This is a genomic window from Massilia sp. CF038 (assembly GCF_900129765.1).
In the GTDB taxonomy this organism is placed as follows: Bacteria; Pseudomonadota; Gammaproteobacteria; order Burkholderiales; family Burkholderiaceae_D; genus Telluria_A.
The window spans coordinates 1,677,774-1,697,320 of the sequence record NZ_FQWU01000001.1; the positions used below are offsets into that span (position 1 = coordinate 1,677,774).

16 protein-coding genes are annotated in these 19,547 nt (G+C 62.7%); 5 read left to right on the forward strand and 11 right to left on the reverse strand.

Features of this window, described 5'->3' with window-relative positions; genetic code table 11:
* Positions 1–3: 3 nt before the first annotated feature.
* The 9 genes from BUC24_RS07705 to BUC24_RS26895 form a co-directional block, all read right to left on the reverse strand.
* Entirely contained in the window at positions 4–1,350 is a 1,347-nt protein-coding gene (locus BUC24_RS07705) for an erythromycin esterase family protein (RefSeq protein WP_073213469.1), read from the reverse strand.
* Between the two features lie 7 nt (positions 1,351–1,357).
* Positions 1,358–2,425, reverse strand: coding sequence for an SRPBCC family protein (locus tag BUC24_RS07710; RefSeq protein ID WP_073213470.1), 1,068 nt, complete (start codon positions 2,423–2,425; stop codon positions 1,358–1,360).
* 38 nt (positions 2,426–2,463) lie between these two features.
* Entirely contained in the window at positions 2,464–3,135 is a 672-nt protein-coding gene (locus BUC24_RS07715) for a phosphoribosyltransferase (RefSeq protein WP_073213471.1), read from the reverse strand.
* On the reverse strand, positions 3,132–3,350 hold the full coding sequence (locus BUC24_RS07720) for an Hsp20/alpha crystallin family protein (protein ID WP_073213472.1): 219 nt from the start codon (positions 3,348–3,350) through the stop codon (positions 3,132–3,134). The genes BUC24_RS07715 and BUC24_RS07720 overlap by 4 nt, the downstream gene beginning before the upstream one ends.
* Positions 3,351–3,575: 225 nt before the next feature.
* Positions 3,576–4,412 (reverse strand): S-formylglutathione hydrolase, encoded by an 837-nt coding sequence (gene fghA, locus BUC24_RS07725; RefSeq protein WP_073213473.1) that lies wholly within the window; start codon positions 4,410–4,412, stop codon positions 3,576–3,578.
* 34 nt (positions 4,413–4,446) lie between these two features.
* Complete coding sequence (locus tag BUC24_RS07730; protein ID WP_073213474.1) at positions 4,447–5,010, reverse strand: DUF1353 domain-containing protein; 564 nt, start codon at positions 5,008–5,010, stop codon at positions 4,447–4,449.
* 40 nt (positions 5,011–5,050) lie between these two features.
* Entirely contained in the window at positions 5,051–5,632 is a 582-nt protein-coding gene (locus BUC24_RS07735; protein ID WP_073213475.1) for a chromate transporter, read from the reverse strand.
* Complete coding sequence (locus tag BUC24_RS07740; protein ID WP_073213476.1) at positions 5,629–6,204, reverse strand: chromate transporter; 576 nt, start codon at positions 6,202–6,204, stop codon at positions 5,629–5,631. Before BUC24_RS07740 ends, BUC24_RS07735 begins: the two co-directional genes overlap by 4 nt.
* 41 nt (positions 6,205–6,245) lie before the next feature.
* Complete coding sequence (locus BUC24_RS26895; protein ID WP_178372495.1) at positions 6,246–6,422, reverse strand: hypothetical protein; 177 nt, start codon at positions 6,420–6,422, stop codon at positions 6,246–6,248.
* Between the two features lie 209 nt (positions 6,423–6,631).
* Between BUC24_RS26895 and BUC24_RS07745 the strand changes: the two genes are divergently transcribed.
* Together BUC24_RS07745 and BUC24_RS07750 are read left to right on the forward strand one after the other, a co-directional pair.
* The gene (locus BUC24_RS07745; protein ID WP_073213477.1) at positions 6,632–6,856 is read left to right on the forward strand and encodes a hypothetical protein; all 225 of its coding nucleotides are present in this window, start codon (positions 6,632–6,634) and stop codon (positions 6,854–6,856) included.
* A gap of 473 nt (positions 6,857–7,329) precedes the next feature.
* Entirely contained in the window at positions 7,330–9,420 is a 2,091-nt protein-coding gene (locus BUC24_RS07750; protein WP_073213478.1) for an ATP-dependent helicase, read from the forward strand.
* Between the two features lie 4 nt (positions 9,421–9,424).
* Here BUC24_RS07750 and BUC24_RS07755 read toward each other — a convergent pair whose 3' ends face one another.
* Entirely contained in the window at positions 9,425–10,318 is an 894-nt protein-coding gene (locus BUC24_RS07755) for a PAS domain-containing protein (RefSeq protein ID WP_073213479.1), read from the reverse strand.
* A gap of 282 nt (positions 10,319–10,600) precedes the next feature.
* Positions 10,601–11,176 (reverse strand): phosphohydrolase, encoded by a 576-nt coding sequence (locus BUC24_RS07760; RefSeq protein ID WP_083598765.1) that lies wholly within the window; start codon positions 11,174–11,176, stop codon positions 10,601–10,603.
* 190 nt (positions 11,177–11,366) lie between these two features.
* Here BUC24_RS07760 and BUC24_RS07765 point away from each other — a divergent pair, with 190 nt between their 5' ends.
* The 3 genes from BUC24_RS07765 to BUC24_RS07775 all read left to right on the forward strand — a co-directional run bounded on the left by BUC24_RS07765 (position 11,367) and on the right by BUC24_RS07775 (position 19,469).
* A complete protein-coding gene (locus tag BUC24_RS07765) occupies positions 11,367–12,191 on the forward strand; it encodes a sulfurtransferase (RefSeq protein ID WP_229448082.1) in 825 nt (274 codons plus the stop codon).
* A gap of 262 nt (positions 12,192–12,453) precedes the next feature.
* Entirely contained in the window at positions 12,454–18,678 is a 6,225-nt protein-coding gene (locus tag BUC24_RS07770; RefSeq protein WP_083598766.1) for an Ig-like domain-containing protein, read from the forward strand.
* A complete protein-coding gene (locus tag BUC24_RS07775; protein WP_073213481.1) occupies positions 18,675–19,469 on the forward strand; it encodes a hypothetical protein in 795 nt (264 codons plus the stop codon). Before BUC24_RS07770 ends, BUC24_RS07775 begins: the two co-directional genes overlap by 4 nt.
* Positions 19,470–19,547: the final 78 nt, after the last annotated feature.

The following is a 19,547-nucleotide window of genomic DNA, read 5'->3' on the forward strand; positions in this document are numbered from 1 at the left end:
GCGTTACACCCCGCTGGGATACGTCTCCGGTGGTTCGCTGCCGCCATCGCTTTGCGCATCCAGGGCTGGCAGGGCAGTACTGTTCTCGATATGAATCAGGCCATCAAACTGGCTGGAGACTGAGGCAAGAAAATAGTGGCTCTGGCGTTCGGTGTGCGGCAGATACAGCACGCCGATGGCGCGCTCGAGCAAGGGCTCGGCCAGCGCTTGCGCTGCGGCAGAATCGCTTGCGAACGGTACATAGGCATCGCGGCCCAGTGCCGTATGCAGCATATGCTCCACACTGCCGGGCAGGGCGGGGCGCACCTGTTTGCACTGCGCCGGCCCATCCCAGTGCGAGGCGGCCGTCACCGAGCCGGTATAAGTAGAAAAGCCCAACAGAAAGGTTTGTTCAGGGTAGGCGCGCCGCGTCAGCTGGCCCAGGTTGGTTTCGCCCAGCGCCTGCATTTGCGTTGCAGCGGCATCGCCCAGGTGGGAATTGTGCGCCCACACCACAATTTTTGGTGCGGCGCCCCGTGACGCCTGCAAATGATTTGCCAGCGCCGTCAAGGTTTCAGCCATATGACGGTCGCGCAAATTCCATGCGGCGACGCGTCCCTGAAACATGGTGCGGTAGTACTGCTCGGCGTTTTTGACCAGTCTGGCGTTTTGCTGGGCATAAAAAAACGCATCGCTGGCGCCGGCAATGTCGCTGCGCTGCATGTAGTCCGCTGCCCGCTGCTGCAACTGCTGGAGCTGGCCGATGGCGCCTTGCTCGCACGAATCGGACAAGCCGCTCACGGCCGCATAACCATAGGCCTGGCTGTCTGCGCTGTAGTGGTCGAAGCAGGCGTAGTGCTCGCGTGCCTGGGCAGCGCCTGCCGGATCGACGCGGTCCAGATAGCGCAGCACCGCTTCGATCGAGCCGAACAGGCTATACAAATCAAGCCCATACCAGCCGGCACGCGCCTGCCGCGGTTGCTGCGCGTTGCGCGCGCGCAGCCATGTGACAAAATCGCGCACTTCAGAGTTGCGCCACATCCAAGCTGGAAAGCGGCGAAAACCTGCCAGCGCGGCGCCCGCATCGGCATCCTCGCCCAGCCCGCGCACGTGACAATTGACACGCCAGGCATCCGGCCAGTCGGCCTCGGCGGCAACGGCGCAAAAGCCCTTTTCTTCGATCAGGCGGCGGGTAATTTGCGCGCGTACGGCGTAGAACTCGCGCGTGCCGTGACTGGCTTCGCCGAGGAGGACAAAGCGGGCGTCGCCGATGTCGGCCAGCACGCGCCCGATAGCGGCATCGGTGTCACCGAACGGGACGGCCGCTGCCGCGATGGCATCGGCAGAGGCGCTGTTGGCACTGCGATCCATGTCAAGCTCAATGCAGGACAGCCGATTCTGCCTGGGCCGCAGCGCTGCTGCTGCCATCCGCGCCGCCATGTTCGGCCAGCGCTTTCATGCGTGCCAGATCCTGCTCCAGCTGGCGGCCGGGATCGCTGCCCAGCAGGCTGGCCAGCGCCTGGCCCAAGGCGCCTGCGGGCGGGCGATAGCGCAGGCGCACGGTTACGCGGGTGCCGCTGCGCACCGGCTCCAGCAGCACCTCGCCGGACTGGGCAATTTCGGAGCCGGGTTCGCTTTCCCACGCCAGGCGGCGCGGTGGACTGTTTTCGGTCAGCACGCTGTTCCAGCTTATCTCGCTGCCAGCAGGGCCCTGGATTACCCAGTGCGAGCGACCGTGGCCCAGGTCACGCACCGACAGCACATTGGCCATGTAGCGCGGGAAGTTGTCGTAGTTTGCAAACAGGGTATATACCTGCTCGGGATCGGCATCGATGCGGATGCTCCGGTCGACAGTCATCAAGCGCTGATGTTTCGTTGCGCCCTGGCTGGCTGGCCTGGACGTGACGATGGCGCTGCGGCTCATCAGGACAAGACCTGCGAGCCCGAGCGCGAAGCTGATGGGGGAGCGTGGGCCGAGCAGACCGATCAGACTGAGCGCCCCGCCGCTGAACAGACCATGACTGCGGCCACTGCCGGCGCTGCCGCCGGTGTCGCCCGTGTGCGCTGGCACCGATCGCGCAGGGTACCGGCCCTCGCCGCCATCGCCTGCGTAATGGCGCTGTTGCGCAGCGCTGTTGCTGTTGCGCGCAGTGCCAAATGCACTGCCGATGGCGTCGGTCAGGGCGTTGGCATTGCTGTCTTCATGTGCATCGTTCCGAGGTCGTTGCGCTGCCGCGCCTGCGTGGTCCATTGCCGCGCCCAGATCGTGAACGGCCTTGTCAAGCGCGTTGCCAGTGTGGCGCCCGAAGTTGCGCAAGCGTGCCACGGAGCGGGCCCGGCGTGGGGCCCCGCGCTCCGGGTCAAGCAGATACATGACCGTCGCGCCAGCGGCGGCAGCGGCCAGCAGCCTGGCCAGATGAAGTTGGTGAACGCTGTCCTGATTCATGGTGTTCCTCCGTGCGTGATTAGGTATGTGCGTGCTCTTCAGGCGTGCTGTGTCTGCTCTTGCCATGCCTGTGCCAGCAGATGCCGGACTTCGGTGTCCTCGGTCTGGTCGAAATGCCGGTACCAGGCGCCGACGGCGCCAAACGCTGGCGGTACGATGGGGCAGACCAGTTGATCGACCTCGCGCCGGATCGCGGCGCAGGTATCGGGTGCCGCCACCGGCACCGCAACGGTCAGGTGCGCGGCGCCCTTGGCGCGCGCTACCGCGATGGCAGCGCGCATGCTGGCGCCAGTTGCCATGCCATCGTCGACCAGAATCACCGGGCGCCCCTGCAGTTGCGGCTGGGGGCGGCCCTGCCGGTACAGCTGCTCGCGCGCTGCAATACGACGCCATTCGCGCACGCAGGCGCTGGCCACCTGATCGGGTGCGACATGAAAGGCATGCACGACTTCGCTGTTGACGATCCGCACGCTGTCAGTGCCAACTGCCCCCATGGCGAATTCTTCGTGGCCTGGCAAGCCCAGTTTGCGCACCAGCAGCACGTCCAGCGGCAAGCCCAGCCCCTTTGCCAGTGCGTACCCCACCGGTACCCCGCCACGTGGCAGCGCCAGAATCAGGGCGGCCGCACGCGCTGGCTGCGCCTGCCCAAATGCCAGCGCAAGCTGCTGCCCTGCATGCAGGCGGTCCTTATAGCGCTTATTTACGTTCATTGAATCGGAACATGGCTTGCTGCGCTGCCTTGCCTGTGGGGCAGGGTGGGGAAGAGCACATCGTTTTCCGCGCGCGCGTGGGCCTCCGCCAGTTGGACCTGGGCCAGGAGCGTGAAGCTGCGGACAAATTGGCTCGCGCCGGGTTCGGCGAACAGCGCGCTTTCGCCGCCGCGCTGTTCGCTCTCGCGGCGGGTATGACGCCGGATGACACTCATGATGGGCTCCCGTGCGAATCGATCGGATGCCTCATTTATAGTGCGCGCGGATGCTCGATTCAAGCGGCACCGGGTCTTCTTGGGCCTTGGATTGAGGCGCAACACAAAAGCCAATCAGGCAGGGGAACCAATCGCGTGCCAGCGGTCTGACGCCAAGGAGTTCAAACGATGGACGACCGTGGCACTGGCCGTGGTGGCTCCGCGCCCCCGGCCAGCGCCTTCCGATTAACCCAGATTGCTGCGGTGGAAGCGTAAATGGTCCTCGATCAACGAGGCAATGAAATAGTAGCCATGATCGTAGCCCGGATGGCGGCGCAGTGTCAGTGGCTGAGCCGCCTTGGCACATGCCGCTTCAAACACCTCGGGGTACAACTGGGTCGCGAGAAACTTGTCGCTCAATCCCTGGTCGATTAGTATGCCTTTCGGAAACGGCGTGTGCTGGGTTTCCATTAAGGCGCTGGCATCGTACGCCGCCCACTGGCTGCGGTCCTGGCCCAGGTAGCCGGCGAAGGCTTTCTCGCCCCAGGGGCAGCGCATGGGCGCCGCGATCGGGGCAAAGGCCGATACCGAACGGAACAACGCAGGGTTGCGCAATGCCAGCATCAATGCGCCGTGGCCACCCATCGAGTGGCCGAAAATGCCAATGCGCGCGTCATCCGCACCCAGTTCGGCCACCACCAGTGCGCGCAGTTCCAGCAGGTAGCTGTACATGCGGTAGTGGCTGCGCCACGGCGCTTCGGTCGCGTCGACATAAAACCCGGCGCCAGCGCCAAAATCCCAATCGTCGGTTTCGCCAGCAATGTTGGCGCCGCGCGGGCTGGTATCGGGAGCAATCAGCATCAAGCCGAGTTCGGCAGCCACGCGCTGCGCGCCGGCTTTGATGGCGAAGGTTTCTTCGGTGCAGGTGAGTCCGGCCAGATAGAACAGGGCTGGCAGCGGCGCCTTGGGCGCGGGCGGAATAAATACCGAGAAGCGCATCGGCAGGCCAATCGCCGCAGCCTGGTGGCGGTAAAAACGCTGCACGCCGCCAAAGCTGGCGTGTTCGCTGATCAGTTCAAGCATGGCAGTTCCGTAACAGACAAAACGCCAGTATGCCTCATGGACCGGGGGGCGTGCCGAGGTTCTTGTTGACTACCCGCTCGATGTCGGCAAAGTTGTCACTGGTGGCCATGAGTTGATTGGCAATCACGGTGTAGCGGGCGCGCACTTCGAGCTCGCGCGGGCTTTGCTGGCCTGGCAGGCGGTAGCCGTCGGGTAACTGCGCTGCCGGGTCCATGGAAAGGACTTGCGTATTGCTGGCCCAGGCGCCGACGCGAACACCGGCATACAGCATTTTTGCCTGCAACAGCGAACAGCCACCGGCCAGGCAGGCGTAATAAAACATGGTATCTGCGTCGGCGCGGCGAATGCCTTCTTTGCCCATTGCGGCATCGTGGACCAGCGCGGCGCGCCGGTAGTCACCGGTGTAGGGACTGCCCACCGACGACCAGAGCGTGCGCGGAATGCTGGCACCGTTAATGATGGTGCCGGCCGGCGCATCCCAGCGTCGGCCGGCCGGATCGATGTACCAGAATGCGTCCAGCACGCGCATGTCACGATCGCTGCCTTTGTCGGACAGCCATTCGGTCTTCGGGTTCCCTGAAAATATGCCGTTACCCATGTTCGATCTCCTTTCGTGTAGGCATGCCGGCCGTCGGGCCTTACACCAGACCAAGCCAGCCCAGCACAGCGCCGCTGCCCAGCAGCCACAGGATGTGCACGCGCGTGCGCCACATGAGCAGGGCGCTGGCCACGGTGAGCAGCCACAGGGGCCAATCGCTTGCCGCCTGACCGCTGGCACTGCCCAGAATGTAACTGGTTGACAGCATCAGTGCCACCACCGCGGGCGCCATGCCCAGTTTGAACGCACGCACGGCGCGCAGTTCCCTGTTGCGATGCCCCCATTGCGCGGCACTGTAGGTCAGCACGGTGGACGGGATGAGAATGCCGCTCATGGTGATCGTCATGCCCAGCATGGCCATGCCGATTCCGCCCGCGTTCATGCCGATATGCCACCCGAGCAGCGCCACGAACAGCACATTGGGTCCAGGTGCCGCTTGCGCCAGCGCGATAGATTCGTTGAACTGGACCTGGCTGAGCCAATGCTTGTCTTCCACCAGGTAGCGCTGCATTTCCGGGGACGTGGAAATGGCGCCGCCAATCGATAACAGTGACAGTAGCAGATAGTGCCCAAATAACGCGCCCCAGTCGCCCCAATCCATGACCAGCTGCGGCGCGCTCATGGCTTGAGACGGCGGTAGCACAGCACAACGCCCAGGCCGCCAACGCCAAGCAGCACCCACACCAGTGGCAGGCGCAGCAGTGCGACCAGGACAAATGCCAGTGCGCCGAGGGCCGCGCACCAGGCCGGTGGCAGAGGATGGCGCTGCAGTGCCGTAGCCATTTTCAGGCCGGCTGCGGCAAACATGCCGGCAGATACTGCGGCCATCCCGCGAAACGCGCCTGCAACGCCGGGATGGTCGCCCAGTCGGCCATGCAGCAGAGCCAGCAGCAGAACGATGACCAGCGGCAGCAGCAACATGCCCGCCAGCGCGGCCATCGCGCCGGGCAACCCGAAATAGCGACCGCCGATCATCATCGACAGGTTCACCACATTGGGCCCGGGCATGACTTGGGCAACGGCCCAATCCTCAACGAACTCTTCTTGCGTGAGCCACTGGCGGCGCTCGACCAGTTCGCGCTGGACGATGGCCACCACGCCGCCAAAGCCTTGCAGGGCCAGCAGCGTGAAGGCAACAAACAATTCAGTCAGTGAGGCGGGGCGCGGGCGGGCAGGGTGGGGTGGTGCGGGCATGCGCCATTATCGCGCCGTGCAGCCTGCATGTAAATGCGCGCCTAGCCCCCACCAATGCCCCGCATGACGCGCCCGCTGCCGCCGCATGCCGGACATTCGGCCCCACCTGCCAGCTTGCCTTTGCCGCTGCATTGATCGCAAATGTCTTCGGCGGCACCTGGTGTGCCTGGGGCGGCTTCATCGCCGGGGTTGAGTGGTACGTCACTGGGGGATGGCATGGGAGGCTCGCAAAAAGTGGCAGGAAGTTCGGCAATTCTAGGCCGCTGGGACAGGCCCCGCAGTTCGATACTATTCAGAAACGGCATACAACTTTATTGTTGATTCGATGGGAGCCTGATATTGACTTTGAACTTTATTGACGGATACTCCCTAGGTAGTTTTTGGCTCACCTGCATACCAGAATTTTTTCCACGAGGTAGGGATAGCGATGAATCGACACGAGACGGACCATGGGGGCCTGGCCCTTGCCCAACCCGACTACCAGCGCATCGATGTGCGCCGGCGCGACATCGTGAACCATGGCATTTCGGTCCAGGAAAGCAGCAATACGGTGTCTGCCATTGAATACCTGAAAGCCCACGATATCGACCCCGATGTGATTGAACGTGTCTTGTTGGAACCACATCGCCGGCGCGTCCCGCACAGCCACTAGCCTGGCTTGCCTGGCGCTGTTGCCATTTGCGCAGCTGCACCGGGGAAATGATCAGAACAACAATAAAAACAGGCCTTGACAAGGGCCTTTTGGCGCTGAGTTATGCACAAAAAAGGCGGGTAGGAAATTTCCTAATATTTTTCGGCGCCGCGCGCATTGACTTTGCAAGTGCTTGATTTTAAATGATTAATTTTCTGCCTTTTGAACGGGCATTTTGTTGAAACCCGCATCGTTACTGGTCTCCTGCCTGTCAAGGGGCGCTTATCCACAAAGTTATCCACACTGATTGTGGATATCTGAAAAAGTGCTTTAGAAACGGCCACTTAGCAGCGCAAGCATGCTGTTCACGCAAGCTTTTCAATGTACAGACAAGGTTTTTTTCGTGCGCGGGAACGCATCCGGCTGCGAATGTTCTTGCACGGCAGCACTGGGTAAATGTACAGTATTATCCTTTCCTCCCCGATTGCCGCAAGATGCACGCCGATTCCCCCGCCATCGCCCAGGACGATCCCTTCGCCAGCCTGAATCCGGCGCAGCGCGACGCGGTCGAGCACGACATAGTGCTACCGCCAGCGCAGTCGCGGCCCTTGCTGGTGATCGCCGGGGCCGGTTCTGGGAAGACCAGCACGCTGGCGCACCGGGTGGCGCGTCTAATCACCAGTGGGGCCGATCCGCAGCGCATTTTGTTGCTGACTTTTTCGCGCCGCGCCGCCAACGAAATGGGCACCCGTGCCGGCAGCGTGCTACAGCGCGTGCTGCAGCGCGGCGCCACCCAGGCGCCGGCCAGCCTTCCCTGGGCCGGCACCTTTCACAGCATTGGCGCGCGCCTGCTGCGCCAGTTTGCAGGGCGCATCGGTCTGGATGAGGCATTCACCATCCATGACCGCGGCGATTCCGAAGACTTGATGGGCATGGTGCGCCACGAGATTGGCCTGACCCAGACCAGCAAACGCTTTCCCCTCAAAGGCACTTGCCTGTCGATCTACTCGCGGGTGGTCAACAGTCAGGACACCTTGACGCGCGTGCTGCAAAGTACCTTCCCCTGGTGCATTGAATGGGAGGCCGAACTGAAGACCCTGTTTGGCGCCTACGTCGACGCCAAGCAGGAGCAGAACGTGCTCGACTACGACGACTTGCTGCTGTTCTGGTCCGAGATGGCGTCCGACCCGGAGCTGGGGCCCGAAATTGGCGGCCTGTTCGACTACGTGCTGGTCGACGAATACCAGGACACCAACCGCTTGCAGGCGGCCATTTTGACGGGCATGAAACCGGACGGGGCAGGCGTGATGGTGGTCGGCGACGATGCCCAGTCGATTTACTCGTTTCGCGGCGCGACGGTGCGCAACATCCTCGACTTTCCGCAGCAGTTCAGCCAGAGCGCGCGCCTGGTCACGCTCGAACGCAACTACCGCTCCACCCAGCCGATCCTGGATGCCTCGAACGCCCTGATCGCGGCGGCGCTGGAACGCCACGCCAAGACCTTATGGACCGACAAGGCCTCAAGCGCCTTGCCGCAACTGGTGCTAATTCCCGATGAAGCCGAGCAGGCGCGCTGGGTCTGCAACCGCGTGCTGGAACAGCGCGAAGCGGGTATGGCGCTGACCCAGCAGGCAGTGCTGTTTCGCGCCGCCAGTCACAGTGCTGCGCTGGAACTGGAGCTGATGCGCCGCAACGTGCCGTTCGTGAAATTTGGCGGACTCAAGTTTCTGGAAGCGGCCCACATCAAGGACGTGCTGGCGGTACTGCGCTTCGCCCAAAACCCCAGCGGCCGCATGGCCGGCTTTCGGGTAGCGCAACTGGTCCCTGGCATCGGCCAGACCACGGCCACGCGCTTGCTCGATGCCATGAGCGAGGCGGCCGATCCGTTGTCGGCCCTGCAGGCATTCGCCGCCCCGCCCAAGAGCCGGGCGGATTGGGAGCCATTTGTTGCTCTGTACACGGCCTTGCGCGCGCCTGGCTTGCGCTGGCCCGCCGACATCGAGCTGGTCAAGAACTGGTACGTGCCGCACCTGGAGCGCATGCATGACGACGCCACCGTGCGCGCCGCCGACGTCGAACAACTGGCGCGCCTGGCGGGCGGCTATGGCTCGCGCGAAACCTTTCTCGCCGAGATCACGCTCGATCCGCCCGAAGCGACCAGTGACCGTGCCGGACCGCCCCTGCTGGACGAGGATTATCTGATTCTGTCGACCATCCATTCGTCCAAGGGGCAAGAATGGAAATCGGTCCATGTGCTCAATGTGGTTGATGGCTGCATTCCATCCGATATGAGCACCGGCAACGCCGACGATATCGAAGAAGAGCGGCGCCTGCTGTATGTGGCCATGACGCGCGCCAAGGAGCAATTGCACCTGGTGTTGCCGAATCGCTTTTTCATCAAACAGCAGGCGCAGCTGGGCGACCGCCATGTCTACGCGGCGCGCACGCGCTTCATTACGGGCGCCATGCTGAAGTTATATGAGGAATGCGTGTGGACCAGCGCCGACACCGCGCACAGCCGCAAGCCCATGCCCGACAGCATACGCATGCTGGTGCGCGAACGGGCCCGCAACGCCTGGAAGTAGCGCCTCAGGTCGGGTCGAGGCGAGTGGCCACGGCCACGTACTGGTAGGGCGTGCCGCCAGCATCGCGAAACGCCAGTGCCGCGCAGCGCAGCTGGACGGCGGCGCCTGCATTGGTGTGGGTAGCAATGTCGCCAGCCCATCCGCCTTCGCGCGCCAATGCCTGGACCAGTTCAGTGCGCAATGGTTCGGGGAAAGGGGCGGCATGCAGCGCGTGCAAATCGCGCCCCAGCAAGGCTTCGCGCGACCAGCCCGCCAGCCGGCACAGGGCAGGGTTGGCGTCGGTGATGCGGCCGGCGCCGTCGAGCGTGAGCACCAGCGCATGCTGCTCGACCACGGCATTGAGTTGCTGTGCACGCGACAGCGCGTTGCGCAGCGCCTGGCGCTGGGCGCTGGCCGCGGCCAGTGAGGCGTAGGCGCGCAGCGAAGAAATGACGGTGGTGAACAACTTGCGCGTGGTGAGGTCGGTCTTGCACCAGAAGTCGTTGATATCGTAATCGACGATGATGCTATGTTCGAGCGCCTGACCGGGCTGGCCGGTACGCAGCACAATGCGCACCATGTCATTGCCCAGCTGCTCGCGGATCTGGCGCGCCAGCCACAGGCCGGCATCGGGCGTTTCCATGATCACGTCCAGCAGTACCAGGGCAATGTCCGGCGTTTCCTGCATGATGGCCAGCGCTTCCTGGCCCGTGTAAGCATGCAGGAAGGAGAGGCGGCGCCCCTGAAACTTGGTGTTGCTGAGCGCGAATTTGGTGACCACATGGACATCGACATCATCGTCGACAATCAGAATGCGCCATGGCACGCTGTCCTGCGCGCTGGCCGCGAACAGGTCGTCAGGGTCATCTTCCTGCAGGATGAGGTCGCGGTCGGTGCCGCCGTCAGCGTTTTCAGGCATGGGTCAACACTATGACAGCAGGGCCAGTTTGTCAAAGAAAAATCGGAGTTATCCCCTGTCAGCCGCCTTTGTAGGAATTCGCCTAATAAATGTAGGACGCTGCTCAAGCCCCCATTTCTAAGTACTTGATTTTATTCGAGTTAAATTTTGCCTCTGGAATGAGCAATTTGTCGAAACCCGCTTGAATACGGGGCTTCCTGCTTGTCAAGTGGGGTTTATCCACAACCTTATCCACATGTTTTGTGGATATCAAAAAAAAGCGTGAAGAATCTTAGACTTAGATTAGTTGAGGACGGATTGACCATGGTCCATTTGCAAGCGAATAAACTCTTGCAGAAAAGCTTGCTTGGCCGCGCCGGGCGCCATCGGGACAATGCGCGCGGGCAGGGCGGTAATGCCATCGAGGTAGGCCCACCGCTCGCTTGAGTGCGGCATGAGGTCACGTTTTTCGGTTGCCAGCGCGATCAGGTCGGCGCGTTTGATTGGCTGGTAGTTGGCAAAATCGATGCCGAAGGTCGTTGCGATGATGGCGCTGACCTTGTCTTCCAGTGCGGCGAACTCGGGCAGCAGCACCTTGAGCGGCTTGACCATGTCACCCAGATACGCCTCGGCTGCGTCGTGCAGCAGAGCGGCCAGGCGCAGATCGGCCGGCACCAGGGAAGCGACGACCAGGCTATGCTGTGCGACCGAATAAAAAGCTTGGGTCTGCCCGTTGAACCGGCATTGATAAGCCAGGCCATGCGCAATATCTTCGATGGCGACCCGATCAATACGCGGTTCAAGCGGGTAAAAGCGGTTGCCCAAAAATGTGGAGACGTAGGGCGTAGTCACTGTGTTGGCCGGCGTGGTAGTGTTCATGAGTGCGTCAATACTGTGTTTTTATACAGTATAGAGCAAATCGCCCGGCTTGTCACGCGGCAGTCCGCCCCGCTGCAGCGTTTACAATAGCCGCTTTATTCCTTTCCCCGTGCACGTGACGCGATCCCTACTGCCCCCACCAGCATTGCCCCGCGCGCGCCAGTTGCTGTCCGTGCACGCGCTCATGCACATGGATCGGGCGCAATACCAGCTGTTCGAGGTGGGCTGCGGGACCCTTGCCTTGTTTTGCGGCGCCCATATCCCGGGAGCGCACTGGCTCGATACTGCCCGTCTGGAGAGCGCGCCGCTGTACAACAAAGTGAGCGACGCTGCGCTGTTGGCATTGCTGCTTGAGCTGGGGATCGGTGCACACAGCACGCTTGTGCTGTATGGACGTAACAGCCTTGCCGCCGCGCGCGCCGCGCATTTGATGTTATATGCCGGCGTGCGCGATGTACGCCTTCTGGACGGCGGCTTTCCCGCCTGGCAGGCGGCTGGCTTGCCTTGCGTCAGCGGCGCGCCGCCCGCCCCGCTGCGCTGCGCCAGCTTTGGCGCGCCATTTCCCGCTTGCCCGCACTTCCTGCTGGACATGGCCGCCACACGCGCGGCGCGCTACCAGGGCGGTACCGTCCTGGTCAGCATCCGGACCCGGGCTGAATTTAGCGGCGCCACCTCCGGTTACTGCTACATTGACGCGCGCGGGGACATTCCCGGTGCGCGCTGGGGCCATGCGGGCTGCGAAGGCGATGTTGACAGTATGAGTGACTTTCAGAACGCAGATGGATGCATGCGCCCGGGCGCGCAGATCACGCGCATGTGGGCCAGCAACGGGATCGAACCCGGACGGCACGTGGTTTTTTACTGCGGCACTGGCTGGCGTGCATCGCTGGCGTTTTTTTATGCCTGGCTGATGGGGTGGGACAATATTGCCGTGTATGACGGCGGTTGGTACGAATGGTCGCTTGATCCCGCCAATCCCGTATTGTGCCGCTTGGACACCCCCGAGACCGCCTGAGGGGCGTTGCAATCGCGCATCAACGAGTACGGCCTCTACTCTTTTCGCATTGTATCGGGATGTAACGACATGTTACTATCATTGTCGTTTGGAAATGGACGTTCATGCAACATTTTTGCATGCGCACCTTTTCGGTGCATTCACCCCAGCCCGGCTCGAGCGCGCCCTCCCACCCAAGCAGCGACTGTGCTCCGACGCCGTTGGCGTCGGGTCTGACAGCGTGCTGTGATCGAGCCAGAAATCCATCAGGAGTAGTTCAGCAATGCGTCTCATGCAGCCTTTCCGTGGCGCCGTCCGAGTCACGGTTCAAAATCTTTTGTGGATGCTGCGCGCGCTGCGCTGCGCGCTGTTGCTGGTGTTGTGCGCGCCGGCGCTGGCACATGGCGCATTGCCACTGCCGCAATTTTTGGTGGTTGATTACCATCCGATTTCGAAAACGCAAGTCAAGGGCAGTCCCCCCGGGGCGCCGCTGTTTGACTATGTGTACCGGGTCGACGTGCGCAATGCTGGCGCCGCCGCCGCGGACGTCAGCGGGCGCCTCGCCAGTCGCGTCAACAGCGTGACCATCGTGGATCGCGAGGCCAGTTTCGGCCTGGTAGAGCCGCACCGGATCAAGGCCAGCAGTGATACCATCACCGTGCGCGCGCGCAAGTTCTTTGACCGCCGCCTCGACCCAAGGCGCCCGCATGGCGCCGCCTGGCGCTATGAGGAAGAGGGCAGCGATGATGATGACATCCGGGTTCCCGGTCTTGGTCGCGGGCAGCAAGAGTGGCGCAGCGAAGCATTGCGCAACTTCTACGACATTAAATTCCAGTTCTTGTTCCAGTGGGCGTTCACGGTGCGCGCCGATCAGGCTGCGCCTGTCATCAGCCAGCCGCTGCCGCAAGGCGCGCTCAACACGGCACGCCCACAGCTGAGCGCACAGTTCAGCGACGGCGCCTCTGGCGTGGACGTGAGCAAGATCGTGCTCGCGCTGGATGGCGTGGACGTGAGCGCCAGCGCCAGAAAGAGCGCCGCCGGCGTCAGCTACACGCCAGCGGCCAATCTGGCCGAAGGGAACCACGCGGTGGCCCTGAGCGTGGCCGACAAGGCCAATAATCGCGGCGCGGCGGCCTGGAGCTTCATGGTCGACACCATCGCGCCAGTGGTGACGGGCCAAGCCCCCAACAATGTGACCAACGCCAGTCCTGCGGCGCAGATCAGTGCCCAGTTCACCGATCAGGGTGCTGGCATCGACACGGCCAAGGTCCGGCTGTGGGTCGACAATGTGGACGTGACCGTACTGGCGCAAGTGAGCGCCGGCGCGATTGTTTATCTGCCTGCTAAAAAACTTGCTGACGGCAAGCACAAGGTCAAGCTGACCGTGCCCGACAGCGCCACCAACCTGGCTACGGTCGAGTGGAGTTTCGGTGTGGACAGCAAGGGCGTGAGCATCGACAACCGTCTGCCGGCCGACGGCGCGCAATTCGACGCCCTGGCCATTCCCGTTATTAGCGCCACGTATGGCGGCGCCGCCAACAGCGTCGACACCGGCAAGACCGTGTTGTTGCTCGATGGCCGCAACGTGACCGCGCAAGCCGTGCAAACTGCCGCTGGCATCCGCTATGTCCCAGCCGGCGCCCTCAGCGAAGGCGTGCACGAGGTCAAACTGCGCGTGACCGACAAGCGTGCCAATCTGTCTGAAGCGGCTTGGACATTCACCACCGTGAGCGCCCCGGAGATCACCAGTGTCAGCCCGAAAGACGTGGTCTTGAACGCAGCCACTGCTGTCGTGATCGCCGCGCAATACCGCGACATCGGGGCAGGGATTGACACCGGCGCGGTGCGCTTGCTGCTCGACGGGGTCGACGTGACCGCCGCAGCCCAAATCGGCGCGACGGAATTACGCATGACACCGGCCAGCCCGCTGCCGCAAGGGGCCCATGTGCTGACGCTGACGGTCGGCGACAAGGCCGGCAACCGCAGTACCAGTAGCTGGCGCTTCACGCTCGACACAGGCCTGCCGGTGATTAGCGCGCAAAGCCCGCGCGACGTGCTGGTGGCCAGTAGCGCGCCCACCATCAGCGCCAGTTTCCAGGAAACGGGCGATGCGGCCAGCAGCACCGGGATCGACCCGGCGCGCGTCAAGTTGTTCATTGACAATCAGGATGTCACGGCCCAGGCCCGGATCAGTGCGAGCGCGATTGTGTATACGCCTGCCACGGCGCTGGCCAGCGGGACCCGGACGGTCCAGCTGGTGGTTGCCGACCGCGCCGGCAACACGGTTGACAGTGTGTGGAGTTTCACGGTGGACTTGGACCGCCCGACCATCGGCAATGCGGCCACCCCGGCTGACGCCAGTGTGCTCGAGGCCGACGCACTGCCCGTCATCAGCGCCCAGTTTTCGGACGGTGGTTACGGCATCGACCCGGACCGCGTCTCGCTCGAACTCGATGGCGTCAATATCAGTGCACAGGCGCTGCGTAGCGCCACCTCTGTCAGTTACACGGTGCCTGCCGCTCTCTCCGAAGGCAACCACCAGATCAAGCTCACGGTCGCCGACCGTGGCGGCAATACGGCTGTGCGCAGCTGGAGTTTTGTCACGCGCACGGCGCCGCGCATTTTTGATGCCTGGCCGGTGGAATCGGCATTTATTGGCGCGGTCTCCGGCTTGGGCGCCAGCTACAGCGATATCGGCAGCGGCATTGATCCTGCTTCGTTCCGCTTGCTGCTCGACGGCGCCGACCTGACGGCGCAAATGGTGCATGAGGAAAATACCTTCAGCGTGCCCATCACGCAGGCGCTGGCCGATGGCAACCACCAGGCCACGCTCGAGCTGAGCGACCTGGCAGGCAACAAGACCCGCCAGTCGTGGAGCTTCCTGACGGCAACGCCACCTGTGATCAGTGCGCGTTCGCCCGTTGATGTGACACTGGCGCCGGACAGCCGGCCCGAGATTTCCGCCGCCTACACTGCCGGTGGCCAGGGGCTGAACCTGGCCAGTGTGCAACTGTATGTTGATGAGGTCGACGTTACCGCGCAGGCCCAGGTCAGCGCCAGCGGCATTCGCTACACGCCGCCGGCGGCCATGGCTGCCGGCGAGCATACGGTCATGCTGTCTGTGCAAGACAACGGCAACGGCCGCGCCGGCGCTGTCTGGGGTTTTAGCGTGGCGGCGGCGCCGACGTATGCGGTGGCCATCAAGCAGCCACTGAACGGCAGCACGTCGGCCACGCGCCGGGTCGAAGTCGTGGCACGCGCCAACTCGTCCGCCACACTGGTGGACACCCTCACGCTCAACGGCCAGACCATGCGCGCTGACGTCATCGACGATGGGGATGCGTCCACTGTGCAATATGTGGCGACGACTGAGCTGGTCGATGGCAGCAATACCTTGACCGTGTTGGCCAGCTTCCGCGACGGCAGCACGCGCAACAGCAGCGCCACGGTCAGCTATCGCGCACCACCGGTCATCACGATTCTCACGCCGGCCGACAAAGCGACACTGGGCGCGGTCAACCCCAACAGTCCGCGCGACTTGACGGGCAAGGTCGAACGGCCCGTGCTGATTACCGGCCGCACCGACAAGCCAGTGCAAAGCGTGACGATCAACCAGCAGGCTGCGCTGGTCGCGCCTGGCGGCATGGAATTTCGCTTCGAAAATTTCTTCCTGCACGAAGGGGTCAATTTGCTCTCGGCCATTGCGCTCGATGCGTTTGGCCAGAGCGCCAGTGCCAGCGTCACGGTCGCGGTGGATCAAACTGCACCCTTGCTGTCGGTGGAAGCGCCGCTGGCTGATGCCTTCACCTCCAACGACCGGGCTGATGTGCGCGGCGTGGTCAATGATGCGATCGAAGGCTGGATTGGCGCGCCTTACCCGTCCGTCACCGTGACCAATAGCGCCAACCAGAAGCGTGTCACGGCCAAAGTGATGGACCGCTTCTTCAGTGCCGAAGACGTGCCGCTGGAAGTGGGCGCGAACAGCTTGCGCGTGAGCGCCACCGACCAGGTGGGCAACACGCGCAGCAAGGACGTCACGATTACGCGCATTGCCAGCGGTTCCAAGCGACTCACGATTTTGCGCGGCAATCATCAGCGTGCCCCGGTCGATGCTGAACTGCCGCAGCCGCTGACGATCGTGGCGCTGGCCAATGACGGCAATCCACTGGTGGGCATGGCGGTGCGTTTCGACATCTTGCGCGGTACCGGCACTTTGCGCGCTGGCACGGTCAAACAGGCGCGGAACATTCTGCTCCAGACCGACGCTGCCGGGCGTGCCGAAGTGTGGCTCACGCTGGGCAAGCAGTCTGGCGAAGCCGGCAATATGGTGCGCGTGTCAAGCGTCGGAGTAGGGGAGGATGCGTTGTTCAGCCTGACCGCCGAACGGGGAGCGCCCGCGCTGATCCGCGCCGATGGCGGCGGCGCGCAGTTTGGCGAAACCGGCAGCACCGCCTTCGAACCGTTGGGCGCGGTAGTCAGTGACGCCAACGAAAACCGGGTGCCGCAAGCGCCGGTGACGTTTACCGTCGTTGACGGCGATGCAGTGCTGCTTGACGCTCAGGGCACGCGCCACGCCAGCCTGACCGTCACGACCGACAAGAATGGCCTGGCCGCAGTGCGCCCCTTGTTTGGTACCCGGCCTGGTCCAGTTCTGGTGAGCGCCACCTTGCCCAACCAGGCAGGGCGCATTGGTGCTTTGTTCCAGCTGACTGTGCTTGCCGCACAGACCGGCCCGACCCAGTTGTCGGGCAAGGTCCTCAATCACACGGGGCAGCCCTTGGGCGGGGTGCGCATGTCGATTGGGCGTACCAGCCTGAGTACGACCACGGACGCGAACGGCGACTTCCATTTTGACAGCCAGGTCCCGGTTGGCAAGGTCGACTTGTTCATCGATGGCCGCACGGCCAACGTCCAGACTGCCCAATATCCGTCGCTGCATTTCGAGATGTTGGCCATTCGTGGCCAGAATAATGTGCTGCCGCACCCGATTTTCCTCCCGCCTTTGCTGATGAGTTCGGCAAAGACCGTGGGCGGCGCGCAAGACGTGACGATGACAATACCTGGTTTTGACGGCTTCGAGATGGTCGTCAAGGCGAACAGCGTTACCTTCCCGAATGGCGACAAGACGGGCAAGCTGGTGATCAGCCCGGTGCAGCAGGATAAACTGCCGATGGTGCCGCCAGGCGGCTACAACGGCTTCATGGCGCCGGCCTGGACCATCCAGCCGAGCGGCACCCGCTTTGACCCGCCGCTACAAATCAAGATGCCCAACAGTCTGCTGCTGAAGGCCGGCGAAACGCGCGAAATATACCAGTGGGACCATGACCTGGCGACTTTCGTGCCGATTGGCCGCGCCACCGTCAGCGAAGATGGCGCGCAGTTGATCAGCGATAGCAACAGCGGCGTCACCAAGGCTGGCTGGGGCGGCACCCCTTCGCCACCGCCGGTGCCGGACAAGTGCGCTGTGCAAAAAGAGCCCGATCCCAAGAAATGCGAAGAAACCGTGGTGGTGGCTGGCTGTCCCGTCACCAAGACCTATGATCCAGGGATCAACAAGAAGCCGTTTACCTTTGTCGGCGACGATCTGCTCGAACTGGAGCCCAAGCTGGTGACGCTGCTGGCACGCAAGAGCAAGAAAATCAGCTTGACCGCATCGATAGAAAAGGGCGATCCGGCCGGCATCAAGTGGGAAATCACCAGTAATACGGCCAAAGCAAAGGGCGCCAAGAACATCGCACCTGATAACAAGGAAGGCGCTGAGCTCAGCTTTGAAGTGGACAATGTGGCCAATAAAACCGGCAGCTACGAGCGCAGTGTCGCGGTCGACCTGACGGCAAAGGCGACCATGTGCGGGGTATCGCAGACGGTCCGCCTGCAGCAGGATCAGAAAGACATTATCCGGCAAGAGTATGTTGACTTTAAGCAAGAAGAGGTGATGCACACCAAAGACTCGCCGACCAGGGCGTTTTCCGTCAACGCGCCAGCGCGCGACAAGTTCAACGAAAAGGGCACGTACAGCCCCGCAGAAGGCCTGAACAATCCTTACAGTATCTCGCTGGGCAAGCCCTTTGAACTGGCAAGCCGGATTGCCGGCTTCTATCAAACGCTGGTAAAAGCGAAGTCGACAGCAGCCTACACCAAAGACATGGTGAACGCGACGCCGCAGAAGCGCGCCGAGTTGGAACTAAAGATTCAGCAAGTGGCAGCCGGCACTTTTATGCCGATACTGAACTCGGTCTGGCGCAGTCCACGCCACAACTACATCGTTGGCGGCGCGGCGGGCAGCAACCATTTAATGGGCGCGGCGGCGGACATGAAACCGGGCACCTTGCCGGCCAACCTTAAACCGGTCGACGGTTGGTGTGCCTTGCGGGAAGGCGCGGGTTCGACGGGCGCATCGGAAGTGTTGCTCGAGACAAACAAGGTGGGCGGCGGCGTCGACCACACGGACCATTCTTGCACCGGGAATTATTCATTCAACCATGTCCACACGGGAGATCCACAATGATGAAACGCGCAATTGCTGTGGTGGCCCTGCTGGCAGCAGGCGCTGCCCATGGCGCGCCACCCACGCCTGCTGCCCAGTTGCGCAGCCTGCAAGGGGAGTACGCGGCGCAAGCCGACGGCGGCATCAAGTCGGTCAAGGCGATCGACGCCTTGCTGACCCAGTTGGATCAGCTGCCGCTGCAGCAAGTCGCCCCGGCGGTGCGGCGCGGCGCGCTGGTGCTGCGCGTTGAACTGCTGCTGCACAAATACAGCCTGCTTGAAAGTCCCGATTTTGCCAACAACAAGGGTGGCGTGGCAGTACTGCAGAGCGCGCGCGCGCTGTGCCAGCAATGGCTGGATACCCATCCAGCCGATCTCGATGTGCTTGGCCAGCTGTACAACATCCAGGTCAGCTTGCGCGTCCCGGTACGCGCAACGATTGACAAAATGCTCGCCGCTGACCCCAACAACAGTTTTGCGCGCGAACTGTCGTCGATCAACTACGACCAAGAAGACAAGCTGGCCCTGGCCATGCAAGAAATTTTGCGCGCGACCAGCGGGGAGAAAGTGCCGTCGCGCACCGTCGACCATATGCAAACCGGGATCAGTTACGCCCGGCGCGCAGAGTGCCGCTTTGCCGATGCCTTGCAAGCGATTGTCGACGCCTTGCCGCCTGAAGCGGTAGCCACGGCAGCAGAACCGGTGGCGCGCAAAGGCGCGCCCGAAGCGCCCTGGCTGGCCGCGCTGACGCAAGCAAAAACGCGCTACCTCAAGACGTACGACGTCGACCAATGCCTGGCAACTAAAAAATAAACAGCACGATCCGCCCTGGGCGTCGCCTTGACCGGCAGCGCCCCGTTCTTTGCGTGTGTCATACCAGAATTACCTCAG